Below are 15,643 nucleotides of genomic sequence, written 5' to 3' on the forward strand. Positions count from 1 at the left end.
CAGCCTCTCCCACCGGATTCGCCGGCCGCGCCACCCTCTTTCGAAGACGACCCTCACCCTTCCCGAGGAGCCCTGCCATGGCCGCCTTTACCGAGGCATCGCTGAACGCCTTGCGCCACACCGGTGACGAACTGGCGGACGCCACCGTCGCCACACTCTTCGAGCGCGGGGAGGTGGGGAAGTTCAACACCCTGATGCGCTACGTCTCCACGGCCGGCGCTCCCCTGCCGGACGGACTGCCCGATGTCGCCCGGGAGTATCTGGAGGCCACCGCCGCGCCCCCGGCCTGGGTGGACTGGGGCGAGATGGAGCGGGCCAGGCTCTTCTTCATCGACAACAACGTGCACATCGCCACCGCCCTGTCCTTCGCCTCCATGCCCGCCTGCTATCTCGTGCCCCATGTGGCGAAGCTGCTCTCGGCCTCCCACGGACTCGCGTATCCCTCCAAACGGATGGCGGAGACCGGCCAGTTCACGGTCCATCTGATGCAGCCGGACGCCTTCGAGGCGGGCAGCCGCTTCATCCCCGCCGCCCAGAAGGTCCGGCTCCTCCACGCCTCCATCCGCCACCATCTGAAGCGCGAGGACCGCTGGGACACCGAGGCACTGGGTACGCCGATCTGCCAGGAGGACATGATCGGCGGGCAGATGTTCTTCTCGATGCTCGTGCTGGACAGCCTGCACCGCCTCGGCATCCACATGTCGGAGGAGGGCGCCGACGCGTACTTCTACGCCTGGCGGGTGGTCGGCGCGATGCTCGGTGTCGATCAGGAAGCGGTGCCCAGGTCGCTCGACGAGGCACGGCAGTTCCTCGACCTCTACATGCTCCGGCACATGGGGCCCTCGGCGGAGGGCGTCCATCTGACCCGGCAGCTCATCGACCTCTACGAGGAGGTCGTCCCCGGCACCCTCTTCGACCCCGTCGTCTCCGCGCTGATCCGCCACCTCGTCGGAGACACCTGCGCCGACTGGCTCCAGGTGCCCCGCACCAGCTGGGACACCCTGGTGAAGGCCGTGCCGCACCTGCTCGGCGTGATGGAGACCATCGAGGACCGATCACCCCTCGCCGCCTGGGCGTTGGACCGCGTCGGCCATCTGACCACCCTCCTGGAGCTGTCCTCCCTCACCCGTGGACGCGTCATGCACTACGCCGTCCCCGAGCGGCTCAGGAAGGAGTACGACATCTCCGGCACGGTGCCTCGGACCCGTCGGTGGGTTCCCCCCTCCGCCACGGTCGCCGGACGCCACACGGACTGAGGTGGCGCGGGCCGGATGCGGCGCGACCGGCCAGGGTATGGCTCCCCCGTCGGTGTGGGACGGGGGAGCAAATCATGATGCGGTGGGGTACGGCGGAGACGATACGTCCGGGCCTGCGAGTGGGACGGTTCACGGTGCTGGCCGAGCTGGCGAGCGGCGGGATGGGCCGGGTGTATCTGGCCCGGTCGCCCGCGGGCCGCACGGTCGCGCTGAAGACGCTGATCACGGACAGCGCGGACGACCGGAGACGGTTCGCGCGCGAGGTCGAATGCGCGCAGCGGGTGCGCGGGGTGTACACGGCGAGTGTCGTCGACGCCGACCCCGACGCCCCGGTGCCGTGGATGGCGCAGGAGTACGTGCCCGCACCGTCGCTGAAGGACCTGGTGGAGAGCTGCGGCGTACTGCGCTCGGACGCACTGCACTGGGTGGCTGCCGGAATGGCGGAGGCGCTGGCCTCGCTGCACACCGCGGGGCTCGTGCACCGCGACATCAAGCCCTCCAACGTGCTGCTGCCGGTCGAGGGGCCGCGTGTGATCGACTTCGGGATCTCGCAGGCACACGACCTCACCCGGACCCAGACGGCTCTGGGCACCGTGGCGTTCGCCTCTCCGGAGCAGGCCCGGGGCGAGCCGACGACCGAGGCGTCGGACGTGTTCTCCCTCGGGGCGACCCTCTTCTACCTGGCGACGGGCCGCCCTCCCTACGCGGACATCGGGGAGCTGTCCGCGATGGAGTTGCTGATGCGGGCGGCCACCGGCGGGACCGATGTCGAGGGGCTCGCCCCGGAGCCGGCCGCCCTGGTGCTCCCCTGCCTGGCACTCGATCCGCAGGCCCGGCCGACACCCGCCGAGCTGGTCTCCTACTGCGCCGACCATCTCGGCGCAGGTCCGGCGGGCCGCTCGGGCGGGAGGGTGCTGGACGCCGTGTGGACCGAGTCCATCGAGCGTCACCGCGCCGAACGCACCGACGCCCTGCGCGCCGCGATCAGCCACATCGACGATGGCCCGGCCTCGCCCGGCGCCACCGGAGCCGGGCCGCGGGAACGGACGAGACCCGTGGCCCGGCCGGACGCCACGACGCGCTTCACCGGCCTCCTGGGGGGCGGCGCTCCCTGGTGGAACCGTCGGATGGGCCTGCTCGGGGGCGCCTTGGCCGTGGCAGCCGCGCTGACCGGGCTGCTGGTGCTCCGGCCCTGGGAGGGCTCGGGGGCTGCCGGGGCGGGCTCCCCCGACCTGCCGGTGCGCATTCTCGAAGTGGAGAGCGAACAGCTCGGGGTCTGCCCCGACGGCAAGGCGTCGTCCGCGGTCGATGCCGTCGCCACACCGCAGCCCGCGGTGCCTTCGGGCCGGGGCTTCACCTCCGACGACCGCAATCTGTGCGTGGTCGTCTCCACCGCGCCCGGAATGACGGTGAACAGGTTCAGGAACGTCACGGCCTTCGAGGACGTGGAGGAAGGCGGTCAGGGCGGCTGGTCGGTGCGGGTCGCCTTCGAGGAGAAGGACGCGAAGGCGTTCGCCGAACTGACGGGCAAGGTGGCGGGCCGCACCCGTCCCACCGACGCACTGGCGGTCGTCCAGGGCGACGACCGGCTGCTGGTGAGAGTCGGGGTCGCCGAACCCATCACCGGCGGCGAGGCGGTGATCGCCACACGGCTCAGGAAGAACCAGGCGGCCTTCCTCGCCAGCGCACTGGGGGCCCGGTGACCGGAGGCGCGGGGGCCAGGCGTGCGGGGCACGCGCGCGGGGCCACAGCGCGAACAGTGGCGCGGGCAGGGCATCGCGCGGCATCCGCACGAGACGCTGCTCAAGACCACGAAGGCCGAGCAGGTGCTGCTGAACGTCCACCCCGGCGGTGAGGCAGCGCCGGCCGCCCACCGGGCACGGGGATACCGCAGGATCGGCGAGGCGCGGCCTTGGGGAACAGGCTCTGCCCTCCATGACGTGATGCTGCTCGGCCTGCGCTGAAGCAGCTTTTCGGTGGCAGCCGTTCTTGATCCGGGTCTGCCGTGGGTGTTGTCCGCGTAGTCATGGCGCGGATTCCCGGGCGAGTCCGGGGCCGGGGTTGCGGTTGCCGCTGCGGCAGCTTCTACCGTCCTGAGCAGGGCCGGAGAAGCCGGCCCGGTGGCACGATCGTGAGGGAGACAGCGATGGACTGGCCTATCGCGGAGGTCGCTCGGATGTCGGGCGTGACCGCCCGGACCCTGCGGCACTACGACGAGATCGGCCTGCTGCCGCCCGCCCGGATCGGGGCCAACGGCCACCGCTACTACAGGGAGCACCAGCTGCTGCGGCTGCAGCAGATCCTCGTGCTGCGGGCGCTGGGCGTAGGGCTTCCCGAGGTCGGCCGGATCCTGGCCGAGCAGATCGACGAGGTGGACGCCCTGCGCGGCCACCACCAGCGGCTGCTCTCCGAGCGGGACCGGCTCGATGCCCTGGCCGGCACCGTCTCCCGCACGATCGCCGAACTGGAACGGTCCAGAAAGGACGGCAACCCCATGACGGTCAACCGACCGGAGAACCTGTTCGAGGGCATCCAGCCCTCCCAGTACCAGGAGAGCCTGCACGGCTTCCCCGAGCACGCCGAGGAAGTCGCCCGCAGGGTCGCCGTGATGACCCCGCAGGACATCGAGGCCGGGCAGCGCGAGCGCACCGCGCAGATGATCCGGCTGGCGGATCTGATGGCTGCTCAGCACCCGGCCGACGCCGAACCGGTGCAGAGCGAGATCGACGCCCAGTACCAGGCCCTCACCCAGCTGCGGACCGTCACCGTCGAGGAATACCGCGCCATCGGACGCTCCTGCGTGGACAACGAGGCCTGGCGCGCCGCGTACGAGGCCATCGCACCGGGCCTGGCCGCCTACCAGCGCGACGCCATCGAGACGTACGCCACCACCCGGCTCGGCTGACCTGGGAACCGGACCGCCCACGGGTCAGCCCCCGAGAACCGGTCGGCCCGGCCCACGGCACGCACCTCGCCCGGCAGGTCACCGCCGGGCGGGGTGCTGCCCGTCCTCATGAACACCGCTCCCGGCCCCGGCCGAAGGCCTTCCGACGAGCTGCGTCATCGGCACCCACGTGATCTTGCGTGAAGGCGGCAAGCTGCTCCTTCTCCCAGCGCGGCCCGGCCCGTACGGCTACGGACGTTGGCCGGGTGACGTGACTGCCGACGCCCGCAGCCGCAACGTCGCCTGACGTGCTCACACCCTCGGCCTGAACGCCGCGACGGTCCGGGTCGGCCCCGTTCCCGTCATCTGTTCAGCACGTCGCAAGAAGGAGCCCTCGGATCAGCCCACCAGGTCCGGCGCGCGCAGCATCTCGGTCGGGATGCCCCAGGCGTCGACGAGGTCGACGGCGAGGGGCCGGACCTTGCGGCAGAGGTCGTTCACCTCGCGGCTGATCGCCTTGGAACGCTGGACGGTCAGCCGGCCGTGCTCCATGAACCAGGCCCGGTCCGCCTCGATCGTCGACAGGGCGAACAGATCGCACAGAAGGCCGAGCGCGACCTTGTTTCCGCTCTCGGGCAGCGCACGGACCTTGGCGACGAACGCCTCCAGCACCAGCCTCTCGACGTGGGCGTGGGCCACCGCGATGACGTGGTCCTGCACCTGCGAGAAGACGACGCCGGGATCGCGCTTCTGGTCGATCCCGCGCTTGAGCCGGCGAGCCACGCCGGCGAGCATGTGCTCCTCCCGGTAGCGGAGCATGGCGAGATGGTATTCCGAGTCGAGCAGCCCGGCTTCCTGGTCCCACTCGTCGCCACCGGGCAGCAGGTCCCGTACCCGTTCGAGCAGCTTGTGGACCGAGGTCTTCTCGATGACCGTCTCGACGGCGAGGTTGGTGACGTAGCGGACCATACCGAGCTGGTCCAGGTCCTCGAACTCGCTCGCGTAATGGGTGAGCAGGCCCTTCGCCACCAACTGCAGCAGGACGTGGTTGTCACCCTCGAAGGTGGTGAAGATGTCGCTGTCGGCCTTGAGGGCGGCGAACCGGTTGACGGTGAGATAGCCTGCGCCGCCGCACGCCTCGCGGCACTCCTGGACGACCTTGGTGGCGTGCCAGGTACCGAGCGCCTTGGTGCCGGCGGCCCGCGACTCCAGCCGGCGCCGCGCCTGCGGATCGTCCGCGATACCGGAGAAGACCTCGTGCAGTTGCGTGCGCACGACGTCCTGCGCGAAGTGCAACGCGTATGTTCGCGCGACGAGCGGCAGCAGACGACGCTGATGCAGTCCGTAGTCGAGGAGCAGCTGCTCCTCCGCATCCGAGGTCGCCTCGAACTGCCGTCGCCGCACGGCGTACTTCGTCGCGATCACGAGGGCGACCTTCGCGGCGTTGACCCCGGCGCCGCCCACACTGACCCGGCCCTGCACCAGCGTGCCGAGCATGGTGAAGAAGCGGCGGTCCGGGTTCTCGATCGAGCTCTCGTAGACGCCTTCGGCGGTGACGTCGGCGAACCGGTTCAGCAGCGCCTCGCGCGGCACCCGCACGCCGTCGAACCAGATGCGGCCGTTGTCCACGCCGTTGAGGCCCATCTTGCGGCCGTCGTCCTCGATCCGGACTCCGGGCGCCACCTCGCCGTCGACCCGGACCGGCACGACGAACGCATGCACACCCTCCGGCTTCCCGCCCACCTCCAGCTGGGCGAAGACGACCGCCAGCTCGGCGTGCCGGGCCGCGTTGCCGATGTAGTCCTTGCGCGCGTGGTCGCCGTCGGTGGTGATGACGAACTCCTGGCTGCCGGCGTCGTACCGCGCGACGGTGCCGAGCGCCTGGACGTTGGATCCGTGCCCGGTCTCCGTCATCGCGAAGCACCCCATCAGCTTCCCGGTGATCAGGTCCGGCAGATGGGCGTCATGGTGGCGTGCTGTGCCCAGATGCAGGATCGCGCCGCCGAAGAGCCCGAACTGGACACCGACCTTCACCAGCACCGACAGGTCACCGAAGGCGAGCGTCTCGAACGCGGCGATGGAGGCTCCGATGTCGCCACCCCCGCCGTACTCGCTCGGGAAACCCATGCCGGTCTGGCCCGTCGCGGCCATCTTGACCACCAACTCGCGCACCCGCTCGCGAAACGCGTCGAAGCCCAGCTCGTCGGCCTCCTCGAGAACGGAGGCATACCTCACCAGGTTGGACCGGACGAGGTCGCGGATCCCGGCGTACTCGCCGTCGAGCACCTCGGTGAGTGCCCGGACGTCGACCTCGGGCTGCACGTACCCGCTCGCAGCAGTGGATGTGTTGTCAGTAGCCATGCCATTTCGCTACCCTGCCCGGCGACGATCAAGCGGTCGACCGTGGCTCTCGGAGCCGGACGAGGCACGTTCACGCGCCCATCATCCTCGACGTCACCGCCGCCCTCGGTCGAAGGGCCGGATCTCACGGACTCGCCGGCCGGCTCGGGGAACCGAACGCTCGGGGCCGCACGTCTCCCGTGCATGCTGACCATCCTGGGGATTCTCTTCGCCGTCGCGCCCGCCATCGTCTGGATGACGATCGCCCGCACTCGCTTCGTCGGCATCGCGATCGGCGGCGCGCTGCTCGCCGGAGCCGGTCTGCTGATCAGCGTCCAGCAGAGCTGGATCGACGCTCCCAGGCCCGACGCCCATCTCGTGTTCACGGTCCTGGCGCCTCTGCTCATCGCCTGCGGAGCGGGACTGGAAGGACGGCACGAGGAATCCCCTCCACGGGAATGGATCCCGCGCCGAAACGGAGCGATCGGCTTCCTGGGGGTGCAGTTCGCCCTCACCCTGGCGGTCGGTCTCCTGTACGCGCTGCTGATCAGCGAAGGCTCGGACGCCCCGTCGTCCAAGGCCCTCCCTGCCTTGCCGCCGGGCATCACCTTGGTCGACGAAGGAACCAGCTGCGGTTCCGGCGGCTGCTATCGCACCGCGACGGTCACCAGCGAGGACGGCCTGTCCCATCCGGAGATCATCCGCGAACTGGGCCTCCAGCAGGAGAACTGCCGCGCCAGCGGGTGGCTGCTCGACTGGCGTGACGTGTGCGTCGGAGCCAGGGACGCCGGCAAGAACGTCACCGTCTACGCCGCCTGGGGGTACTGAAAGAGCGCGTCTCCTCCTCCGGACTCAGCGGTCCAGCCACCCGACAGCGCACCGGTGCCGGGATCGGGTCGAGGGGACCCGCCCCGGCCGATCCGTCCGGCCCCCCTCCTCGCTACGTGGCCGAATCCAGAGGTTCGTTAAGATTCAGCCATGGCAAAGAGGCATGTGGTCGCCGTTCTGGCTTTCGACGGCATGGCGCCCTTCGAGCTGGGCGTGGTGGTGGAGGTCTTCGGCCTACCGCGCCCCGAACTGGGCGACATGCCCTGGTACGAGCTTCGGGTGTGCGCTGAGGAACCCGGCCGTGATCTCCAGGCGGTCGGCGGGTTCACACTGCGCGCCGAATGCGACCTGGACGCGCTGGCCGCGGCGGACACGGTGATCGTGCCAGGGGTGGCGGAGACCGGAACGGAGGTCTCACCGGCCCTGGTGGACGCGCTGCTGCGCGCCCACGCCCGGGGGGCTCGTCTGGTGTCGATCTGCTCGGGAGCCTTCGCGCTGGCGGCGACCGGCCTGCTGGAGGGCCGGCGCGCAACGACGCACTGGCGCTACGCCCGCGCCCTTGCCGAGCGCCATCCCGGGATCGAGGTCGACCCCGACGTGCTGTACGTCGACACCGGCGACGTCCTCACCAGCGCGGGCAGCGCGGCCGGCATCGACCTGTGCCTCTACCTGGTCCGGGCCGATCACGGCGCCGCTGTCGCCAACACGGTGGCACGCCGCTTCGTCGTCCCCCCGCACCGTGAGGGCGGGCAGGCACAGTTCATCGAGGCGGCGGTGGGAGGCATCGATCACGAGGACGACGGCGTCACACGAAGCATGAACTGGGCGATGCGCCATCTGCACACGCCGCTGTCCGTGCCCGCCCTGGCCGGGGCGGCGTACATGTCGGAGCGCTCGTTCGCCAGGCACTTCACCCGCCGCAACGGCGTGAGTCCCATGCGTTGGGTCATCGCCCAGCGGGTGGCCGCCAGCCTGCCGCTGCTGGAGTCCGGCGAGGGCACCGTGGACGAGGTCGCCGCCGCGGTCGGCTTCGACAGCGCGGCGACGTACCGGCACCACTTCGGCCGGCAGATGCGTACGACACCGACTGCCTACCGGAGAACGTTCACCCATGCCGCCGCGTGCTGATGAGGCCCTCGGGCGGGCTGGCGGAATCTTGGTGATCCATGGCGTTCGCGCCACTCGTGGGACCGGTGCCACGGCCAGAGGATGGAGTCGTCGCCGGCCGGGCAACCTGCCAAGGCTCTGGCGGCCCCGTTCCGACCCGACCGTGACGAAAGAGGTACCCCTGTGCCTGCCATCGATTCCGCCGAGATCATCAGTGCCGTTCTGAGCGTGCCCGCCGCCGCGCCGGCCGAGGCCGCCGCCCACTACGCTGCCCGTCTCGCGTTCGAGGCGGATGTCTCCGACGTCCATGCCGATCTGGAGTCCGGGGCACCAGGAATCGTGGTGGTCGACACCCGTAGCAGTGCCGGCTGGGACCAGGGCCACATCCCCGGCGCCCTCCACATCCCGAGCGCGCGGATCGCCGACCTGGCACCGCGGCTCATCGATCCGGCCCTGACCGTGGTCACCTACTGCTGGGGCCCGGGCTGCAACGGCGCGACCCGCGCGGCGTTGACCTTCGCCCGCCTCGGCTACCAGGTCAAGGAAATGCTCGGCGGCTTCGAGTACTGGGCGCGCGAGGGCTTCGCCTACGAATCCTCCACCGGAACCGAGCAGCGCCCCGTCGACGACCTCACCGCCCCTCGTTCGGGCATCTCCTGCGCATGCTGAAGGACACCGGGCGTCCGGACGGCCTGATCCGTCCGGCCACGTCGGCCGACCTGTCGGCGATCGCCCGCCTGTGCGCCGACCACGCCGCCTTCGAACGGGCCGAACCCGTGCCGCCCGATCTCGCCGCCCGACTGGAGCCCATGCTGTTCTCGGCAAGCCCCAGGGCGTGGTGCCTCGTCGCCGAAAGCAGGGGCGAGTTGATCGGCTACGCCACCTTCTCTCCGGAGTTCTCCACCTGGCAGGCAACCGACTACGCCCACCTGGACTGCTTGTTCGTCACCGAACCGCACCGAGGAGGAGGGTGGGGGCGCGCTCTGCTCAGTGCTGTGAAGGACGCGGCGGCGTCCCGTGGCGCCGCGACCCTCCAGTGGCAGACACCGGACTGGAACGCCGACGCCATCCGCTTCTATCACCGCATGGGGGCCCGGGCCCGGTCCAAGGTCAGGTTCTCACTCCCCGTCCGCCCCGCAGACCGCTGAACGCTGAACTTCGAGAGCGACACGAGCGGGAGCGTCCCCCGGGTCGGCCAACCACCGTTCCTGGTTGTGACCTGCGCAGCCACGTGGGGCGTGGATGGTCCTCAGGACCCTGCGGGTGCCGCGATCGGCACGGCGTCCTTGAAGTCGGTGAACGTGATCGTCCCTTCGATGTCGGAGGCGGACGCGAAGTGGATCTTCTGGCGTACGCGCACGACTCGGCCCTCGTCGTCGATCCACGCATCCGCGTCGATGGTGGTGGCAGGTCTCAGGTTGCGCCCGACTGTCCTGTCCACCGATTCGATGTCCTTCGGCGTGAGGCGGGCCGACACGCGCATGGGTTCACCGTCCTGGTGCACGGAGGCGCTGTGGTCGAGCATGAGTCGCACGTACTGCGGGAGCCGGTCCGTGGGTATACCCCCTTTCGCCGCCGACGCAGGGAACTCCTGCCATGGCCCGTGGGTTCCGATGGCGCGCCGGTACACCTTCTGCCGGGTGATCACGACGTCTTCGGTGTACTGCTCGGTCGTGTCTGTCGTGCGCCCTGTGAATGGCGCGTTGAGGTTGACCCGTCCTTCCATGAGCTGGAGTTGTTCGGACCCTGACCGTGTGACGGCTTTGAGCGCGGCGGAGTACGGAACGTCGTCGGCCGAGGCCAGCCGGTCGCGGACTACCTGCGGGCCGCCGTTCGGTGGTGCGGGGCGGATCGAGGAGCATGCGGAGAGCATCAGCCCCAAGAGCACCAGAGTCAGGGGCGCTGTCCGGCGGTGAGACACAGGTGGATCCTCTGAAGTGCCGAGCCCGGACAGGAAACAGTCCAGGCCGCAAGTGGATGGTCAACGCATCCTGCCAACCTCGGGGATCAGGCGGGGCGCAGGGGGAGGTGGCGTGATCAGGAGTGCGTCAGACGGTTACCGAACTGCCGTCTCGGTCCGCACAACCTGGCCTGGTCCCGCGTCAGCTGAGCCGCTCGCGTATGAGAACGTCTCCCTCAGCGCGGTCACGTTCGAGGCAGCCAGGCCTGTGCGGGCAGGACGCGCATCCGACTGATCCGGCCTGTCCCTTCCCCGTGGACCGCTCTCGCCCGGCGCCTCGGGGTGACACCGCGGCCGGCGGCGGCCGGAGGGACCGGTCGCTGCGACGACCGGCAGGTGCCGCCTCGTAAGCTGCAGCCATGACTGATATCACCCAGACCCCGACACCCCGCGACGCCTTCGAGCTGCTCATGGCCGGCAACCAGCGCTTCGTCGCGGGCACCCCCGAGCACCCGAACCAGAACGTCGCTCGCCGCGCCGAGACCGCACCGTCCCAGAAGCCGTTCGCCGTACTGTTCGGCTGCTCCGACTCCCGGCTGGCCGCCGAGATCATCTTCGATCGCGGCCTGGGCGACCTGTTCGTGGTGCGCACCGCCGGGCATGTGACCGGGACCGAGGTCCTCGGCTCGATCGAGTTCGGGGTGAGCGTGCTGCACGCGCCGCTGGTCGTCGTCCTCGGCCACGACTCGTGCGGCGCGGTCGCCGCGGCCGGCTCCGCACTGGAGAACGGGCAGACGCCGGGCGGGTTCGTCCGCGACATCGTCGAGCGAGTCACCCCGAGCGTGCTGGCCGCCCGTGCCGCCGGACGCGAGAAGCCCGAAGAGATCCTCGCCGAGCACATCGAGCAGACGGTGGACCTGCTCCTGGAGCGCTCCCGCACCCTGGCCGACGCCGTGGCCGCCGGCCGCGCCGCCGTGGTGGGACTGTCCTACCGCCTGGCCGACGGCAGCGCCCAGCTCGTCGCCACCCGCGGCCTCGACGCGGCGGTCACCGCCGCGTCCTGACCGCTTCGCCGTGGCCGCTCACGCGGAGGTGCGGGGCCCCGCGGCCCGGCGAAGCCGGTTGGCGATCGCCAGCCCCAGCCCTTCCTCCGCCGGCAGGGAGGCGACAATGAGGTCGCACCCCTGCTGGTCGAGCTCGCGCAGGAACCCGTACAGCCCCTGCGCGTAGGCGTCCGGCGCACCGGGCAGGGACACCACGGCGTGCGCCTTCACCTCGACGCCGGCGAGCGAGGGCGGCAGAAGCACGCCCACCTGGTGCCCCGCCTCCCGCGCGGTCTCGGCTTCGGCGACGACCTCCTCCGGCTCGACCAGGACGACCCGCGCACGCGGCGCGTAGTGCGACGGGTGCTGGCCCGGTACCCGGACACCGCTCGTGGACGGAACCGCGACCGGGTGTCCCAGCACTTCCTCGAGGTCTTCGCGCGTCACCCCGCCGGGCCGCAGGATGCTCGGCATCTCGCCCGTGACGTCGACGATGGTCGACTCGACGCCGACCTGGCAGGAGCCGCCGTCCAGAACGAAGTCGACGGCGTTGCCGAGCTCCGCCCGGACATGGTCCGCCGTGGTGGGGCTGACCGAGCCGAACAGGTTGGCGGAAGGTGCCGTGACGCCGCCGCCGAAGGCCGACAGCAGCGCAAGAGCGACAGGGTGGTCGGGCACACGCACGGCCACCGTCTCCAGCCCGCCCGTCGCCTCCAACGGCACCCGCTGCCCACGCCGCAGGACCAGCGTCAGCGGCCCCGGCCAGAACCGCTCGGCCAGCAGGCGCGCGGCCGCGGGCACCTCCGCGACCCAGTCGTCGAGCTGCTCCGCGGCAGCGATGTGGACGATCAGCGGATGGGAGGGCGGACGTCCCTTGACCTGGAAGATCCGCGCGACCGCCGCGGGGTCCTCGGCGTCGGCGCCCAGACCGTAGACGGTCTCGGTCGGCAGGGCCACCAGGCCCCCGGCGCGCAGCACGCCCGCTGCCCGCTCGATGTCAGTGGCTATGGCTGTCACTCTCGTACTTCCCTCACCGTTCCGCTCTCCCGCGTCCATGGTCCCGCCTCATGCCGACGACACCACGCACGCCCTACAGCCCTCATGATGCCGCCCACAGGCAGATGACCCGGTCGCTGCCAACCGGTCCCCCCGCTTGGGTACAGGGCCGGAGGGCTCGGGCCCAACGTGGCGCGGCCCTGGTGCCGGGCAGGTGCCGGGGCCGCCGACCCGCACAGGTCCATGAAGGGCTTCTACCCCCCTGCACACGTCGCCCTGTCAACGCGACCTCACCGGCAGGGGACACGATCTGCGTCAACACAGGGGCCTGACCGCGCCTCACGCGCCGATGCCCCTCATGCGACCGCGGCAGCGGTCGCGTGAGGGGCATCGACTGCCGGGACTCGTGCGGGGCGGGGCGCTCACCCGCGAGGGAGAGCGCCCCTCTCTTCGAGCCAGCCCACGAGGGCGCTCAGCGCGTCCGGAGCGATGCCGTGGCCGACCGGGTCGAGCCGTGCCACGGCGTCCGCCCCGGACTCGGTGGTCAGATAGCGCCAGGTCCTGTCCAGCAGTTCGCGCGGGATGACCCGGTCGTGTTCGCCGTGGGCCACGAAGACGGGTACGCCGGCAAGCCGTCCCGCGTCGGTCGGCACCCCCGCTTCGAACGGCAGCGTGCCGTAGAGGATCGCCGCACCCGCATAGCGCGCGGGATCGTCGAGCAGCAGCCCGCCGGCGAAGGCGGCTCCGCCGCTGAACCCGACGAGAAGGACCGGCCGACCGGGTGGAGCCACGCTCGCCAGCCACTCCTCGAACCAGTCCATGGTGGCGCGGAGGGAGTCCGGAACCGGCCGCCCGATCCCCCGGTTGGCGAACCAGGCGAACCCGCCGTTCTCGGCGATCGGCGCGCGGAGCGCCGCATAGGAGAGCGTGCCGGGAAGGGCGTCCGCCAGGCCGATGATGTCGCTCTCTCGCGAGCCGCGGCCGTGCAGCAGCACGACAAGCGGGCTCTCGGTGTCCCCTCGGGTCACCACCACGGGGGCGCCGAAATCGCTCACGACGCACCTCCCTCCGGGCTCATGCCTCATTAGTTGACTTGTCAGATATTTCAACCGTACCAAAGTATCTGACTCAGCAACTATTTCGCTCTACACTCTTTTCATGCCCTCCCCCGACCCGATCGACGACCCGCTCATCACCACCTTCGGCCGCCTCCTCGAGGCGTCCAGCAGGCTGGAGCAGCGGCTCGGCGCGTCCATGCAGGCGGAGACCGGGTTGCCGCACGTGTGGTTCGAGGTGCTGATCCGCCTCGCCCGCTCCGAGGGGGGCGGCCTGACCATGGGCGCCCTGGCCGAGGACATCGCGCTCACCACCGGTGGCATCACGAGGCTGATCGACCGGATGCAGGCCGCCCGTTACGTCGAGCGCCGCCCGTGCCCGACCGACCGGCGCGTGACGTTCGCCGTGATCACCGACAGCGGCCGGGACATCCTGGACCGCGCGTCGACCGCACACGCGCGCAACCTGCGCGAGACGTTCGCGGGCTTCGACGAGGCAGCCCTCTCGTCGCTGGACACCCTCCTGGACCGACTGCGCGAGGCCGCGTCCCGCCCCACCCGGCGCCCCTGAGCCTGCTCGGCCCGGCACCTCCAACCCGTCGATCCGACCGGCCCGATCAGCCCCCACCCTCCCGAGCCGACAGGCCGGAGGCACGGCGGACACCTCCGCGATCACATTGTTGAAGTTTCACGCACGTCTGATACGTTCGATGAGCAGCTTGAAGATTCAAGCTTTCTTGTCCCCGACAGAGAGACCTGCGCTTATGTCTGCCACCCTCCACACCACCGACGCCCCACCGGCACCGTCCAGCCCCGGAGCACCTCGCCCCACGCGTACGACGGCGGCCTGTTCCTGCTGCGCCTGGCTCTCGGCCTGACCGTGGCCGCGCACGGGGCTCAGAAGCTGTTCGGCTGGTTCGGCGGTGGCGGGCTCGAGGGCACCGGGCAGTTCTTCGAGATGAGCGGCTACCCGGCCGGCGAGACGATGGCCCTGATCGCCGGACTGAGCGAGACCCTCGGCGGTCTCGCCCTCGCGCTCGGGCTGCTCACGCCCCTGGCCGGTGCCGCTGTCTTCGGCACCATGATCAACGCGCTGGCGGTGAAGTGGGGCGGCGGCTTCTTCGCCCCCGCGGGTGTCGAGTACGAGCTCCTGCTGGCCGCCGGTGCCGCGGGACTGGCCCTCACCGGGCCGGGCCGGCTCGCGGTGGACCGCTTCCTGCCCGGACTGCGGGCACACCGTCTCGGCTACGGCGTGGCCGCCGTGGCGCTCGGCGCGGTGAGCGCGGGTCTCGTCCTGCTCATCCGCAACTGAGCGGCTCCGGACCGCGCGGAGCACCGTCGGACCGGCCGACGTTCATCTACCGCCCCCGGCCGGGCCGTTCGCGTCCGGCCGGGGGCCGGTTGCCGTCCACGCCGGCTCGCCACAGGTCGCGGAGCAGGGCGATCTCGGACATGTGGTGGATGAATTCGAGGTTGGCCCCTGCCAGCACGGTGATGTACGAGTCGTCGGCATCGGTGCTCCCCGCACCGGGCGCGACCGATTTCCCTGTCCCGCCCAGGAGTGCGACACCGGCACGTACGCCACCGGCCCCGGGGCCCGCCGGACGCGCGCCCGTGCGCTGTCACGCATGCGGCGAGCGCGCTCAACGCCGGCACCCCGGGCGCAGGAGGCTCACTGCCCGCTGATGTTGACCATCCAGGCGATGCCGAACTTGTCCGTGCACATGCCGAACACATCGCCCCACATCTGCTTCTCCAGCGGGACGGAGACGTCGCCGCCCTGGGTCAGCTTGTCCCAGTAGCCGCGCAGCTCCTCCGCGTCGTCACCGCTGAGGCTCACCGCGAAGTTGTTTCCGGGCTTGTGCTCGGCACCCGGGGGGTTGTCCGCGCCCATCACCGTGAATCCGGCGGCCGTCTCGAGCGTGCCGTGCATGATCTTGTCGCTGTGCCCGGCGGGGGCTCCGCCCTGATCACCGTAGGTGTGCAGCGTGAGGGTGCCGCCCAGAGCGCTCTTGTAGAACTCCAGGGCCTGCCGCGCGTCGCCGGAGAAGCTGAGGTAGGGGTTGAGCTGAGATGCCACAGTTTTCACCTTTCATGACGGATTATCAGCTTCGGCAGCCTACGCGCACCATGCGAGAAAACGGACAATCGGGAGTTCACGGTCGCCCGCCCGGCCGATGGGCGTGACCGGCCCCAGGAACTGTCCGTCAGGCGTGGCCGCGCTTGCCGTACCG

At 70.7% G+C, this 15,643-nt stretch carries 16 protein-coding genes; 11 read left to right on the forward strand and 5 right to left on the reverse strand.

Going from position 1 to position 15,643, the window contains the following annotated elements; genetic code table 11:
• The first annotated feature begins 77 nt into the window (after positions 1 to 77).
• The 4 genes from AMK10_RS32425 to AMK10_RS32440 all read left to right on the forward strand — a co-directional run bounded on the left by AMK10_RS32425 (position 78) and on the right by AMK10_RS32440 (position 4,161).
• Positions 78 to 1,256 (forward strand): oxygenase MpaB family protein, encoded by a 1,179-nt coding sequence (locus AMK10_RS32425; protein ID WP_073752565.1) that lies wholly within the window; start codon positions 78 to 80, stop codon positions 1,254 to 1,256.
• Positions 1,257 to 1,330: 74 nt separating this feature from the next.
• Positions 1,331 to 2,959, forward strand: a complete 1,629-nt coding sequence (locus AMK10_RS32430) for a serine/threonine-protein kinase (protein WP_079180953.1) — start codon at positions 1,331 to 1,333, stop codon at positions 2,957 to 2,959.
• 21 nt (positions 2,960 to 2,980) lie between these two features.
• On the forward strand, positions 2,981 to 3,220 hold the full coding sequence (locus AMK10_RS32435; protein ID WP_198959838.1) for a hypothetical protein: 240 nt from the start codon (positions 2,981 to 2,983) through the stop codon (positions 3,218 to 3,220).
• Positions 3,221 to 3,402: 182 nt separating this feature from the next.
• Positions 3,403 to 4,161 carry a MerR family transcriptional regulator gene (locus tag AMK10_RS32440; RefSeq protein ID WP_073752569.1) on the forward strand — a complete coding sequence of 253 codons (759 nt, stop codon included), beginning with the start codon at positions 3,403 to 3,405 and terminating at the stop codon, positions 4,159 to 4,161.
• A 378-nt stretch (positions 4,162 to 4,539) separates the two neighbouring features.
• Here AMK10_RS32440 and AMK10_RS32445 read toward each other — a convergent pair whose 3' ends face one another.
• Positions 4,540 to 6,501 (reverse strand): acyl-CoA dehydrogenase family protein, encoded by a 1,962-nt coding sequence (locus AMK10_RS32445; RefSeq protein ID WP_073752571.1) that lies wholly within the window; start codon positions 6,499 to 6,501, stop codon positions 4,540 to 4,542.
• A 183-nt stretch (positions 6,502 to 6,684) separates the two neighbouring features.
• On the opposite strand from AMK10_RS32445, the gene AMK10_RS32450 reads away from it, so the two are divergent.
• The 4 genes from AMK10_RS32450 (at position 6,685) to AMK10_RS32465 (ending at position 9,563) form a co-directional block, all read left to right on the forward strand.
• Positions 6,685 to 7,308: a hypothetical protein gene (locus AMK10_RS32450; RefSeq protein ID WP_073752573.1), complete on the forward strand. Its 624-nt coding sequence runs from the start codon at positions 6,685 to 6,687 to the stop codon at positions 7,306 to 7,308.
• A 150-nt stretch (positions 7,309 to 7,458) separates the two neighbouring features.
• Complete coding sequence (locus AMK10_RS32455) at positions 7,459 to 8,436, forward strand: helix-turn-helix domain-containing protein (RefSeq protein WP_073752575.1); 978 nt, start codon at positions 7,459 to 7,461, stop codon at positions 8,434 to 8,436.
• Between the two features lie 171 nt (positions 8,437 to 8,607).
• Positions 8,608 to 9,084 carry a rhodanese-like domain-containing protein gene (locus tag AMK10_RS32460; protein ID WP_241839753.1) on the forward strand — a complete coding sequence of 159 codons (477 nt, stop codon included), beginning with the start codon at positions 8,608 to 8,610 and terminating at the stop codon, positions 9,082 to 9,084.
• Entirely contained in the window at positions 9,078 to 9,563 is a 486-nt protein-coding gene (locus AMK10_RS32465; protein WP_073752579.1) for a GNAT family N-acetyltransferase, read from the forward strand. The genes AMK10_RS32460 and AMK10_RS32465 overlap by 7 nt, the downstream gene beginning before the upstream one ends.
• 101 nt (positions 9,564 to 9,664) lie before the next feature.
• Here AMK10_RS32465 and AMK10_RS38330 read toward each other — a convergent pair whose 3' ends face one another.
• A complete protein-coding gene (locus AMK10_RS38330) occupies positions 9,665 to 9,940 on the reverse strand; it encodes a hypothetical protein (RefSeq protein ID WP_241839742.1) in 276 nt (91 codons plus the stop codon).
• Between the two features lie 794 nt (positions 9,941 to 10,734).
• Between AMK10_RS38330 and AMK10_RS32475 the strand changes: the two genes are divergently transcribed.
• On the forward strand, positions 10,735 to 11,379 hold the full coding sequence (locus AMK10_RS32475; protein WP_073752583.1) for a carbonic anhydrase: 645 nt from the start codon (positions 10,735 to 10,737) through the stop codon (positions 11,377 to 11,379).
• An 18-nt stretch (positions 11,380 to 11,397) separates the two neighbouring features.
• On the opposite strand, the gene AMK10_RS32480 is transcribed toward AMK10_RS32475, so the two are convergent.
• Complete coding sequence (locus AMK10_RS32480) at positions 11,398 to 12,414, reverse strand: L-threonylcarbamoyladenylate synthase (protein WP_079180955.1); 1,017 nt, start codon at positions 12,412 to 12,414, stop codon at positions 11,398 to 11,400.
• 362 nt (positions 12,415 to 12,776) lie between these two features.
• Positions 12,777 to 13,409 (reverse strand): alpha/beta hydrolase, encoded by a 633-nt coding sequence (locus AMK10_RS32485; protein WP_073752587.1) that lies wholly within the window; start codon positions 13,407 to 13,409, stop codon positions 12,777 to 12,779.
• Positions 13,410 to 13,512: 103 nt separating this feature from the next.
• Here AMK10_RS32485 and AMK10_RS32490 point away from each other — a divergent pair, with 103 nt between their 5' ends.
• On the forward strand, positions 13,513 to 13,980 hold the full coding sequence (locus AMK10_RS32490) for a MarR family winged helix-turn-helix transcriptional regulator (protein WP_073752589.1): 468 nt from the start codon (positions 13,513 to 13,515) through the stop codon (positions 13,978 to 13,980).
• 276 nt (positions 13,981 to 14,256) lie between these two features.
• A complete protein-coding gene (locus AMK10_RS32495) occupies positions 14,257 to 14,721 on the forward strand; it encodes a DoxX family membrane protein (protein WP_241839754.1) in 465 nt (154 codons plus the stop codon).
• A gap of 360 nt (positions 14,722 to 15,081) precedes the next feature.
• Here AMK10_RS32495 and AMK10_RS32500 read toward each other — a convergent pair whose 3' ends face one another.
• Entirely contained in the window at positions 15,082 to 15,489 is a 408-nt protein-coding gene (locus AMK10_RS32500; protein ID WP_073752591.1) for a VOC family protein, read from the reverse strand.
• Positions 15,490 to 15,643: the final 154 nt, after the last annotated feature.

The sequence above is a fragment of the Streptomyces sp. CB02058 genome, from assembly GCF_001905505.1.
GTDB lineage: Bacteria > Actinomycetota > Actinomycetes > Streptomycetales > Streptomycetaceae > Streptomyces.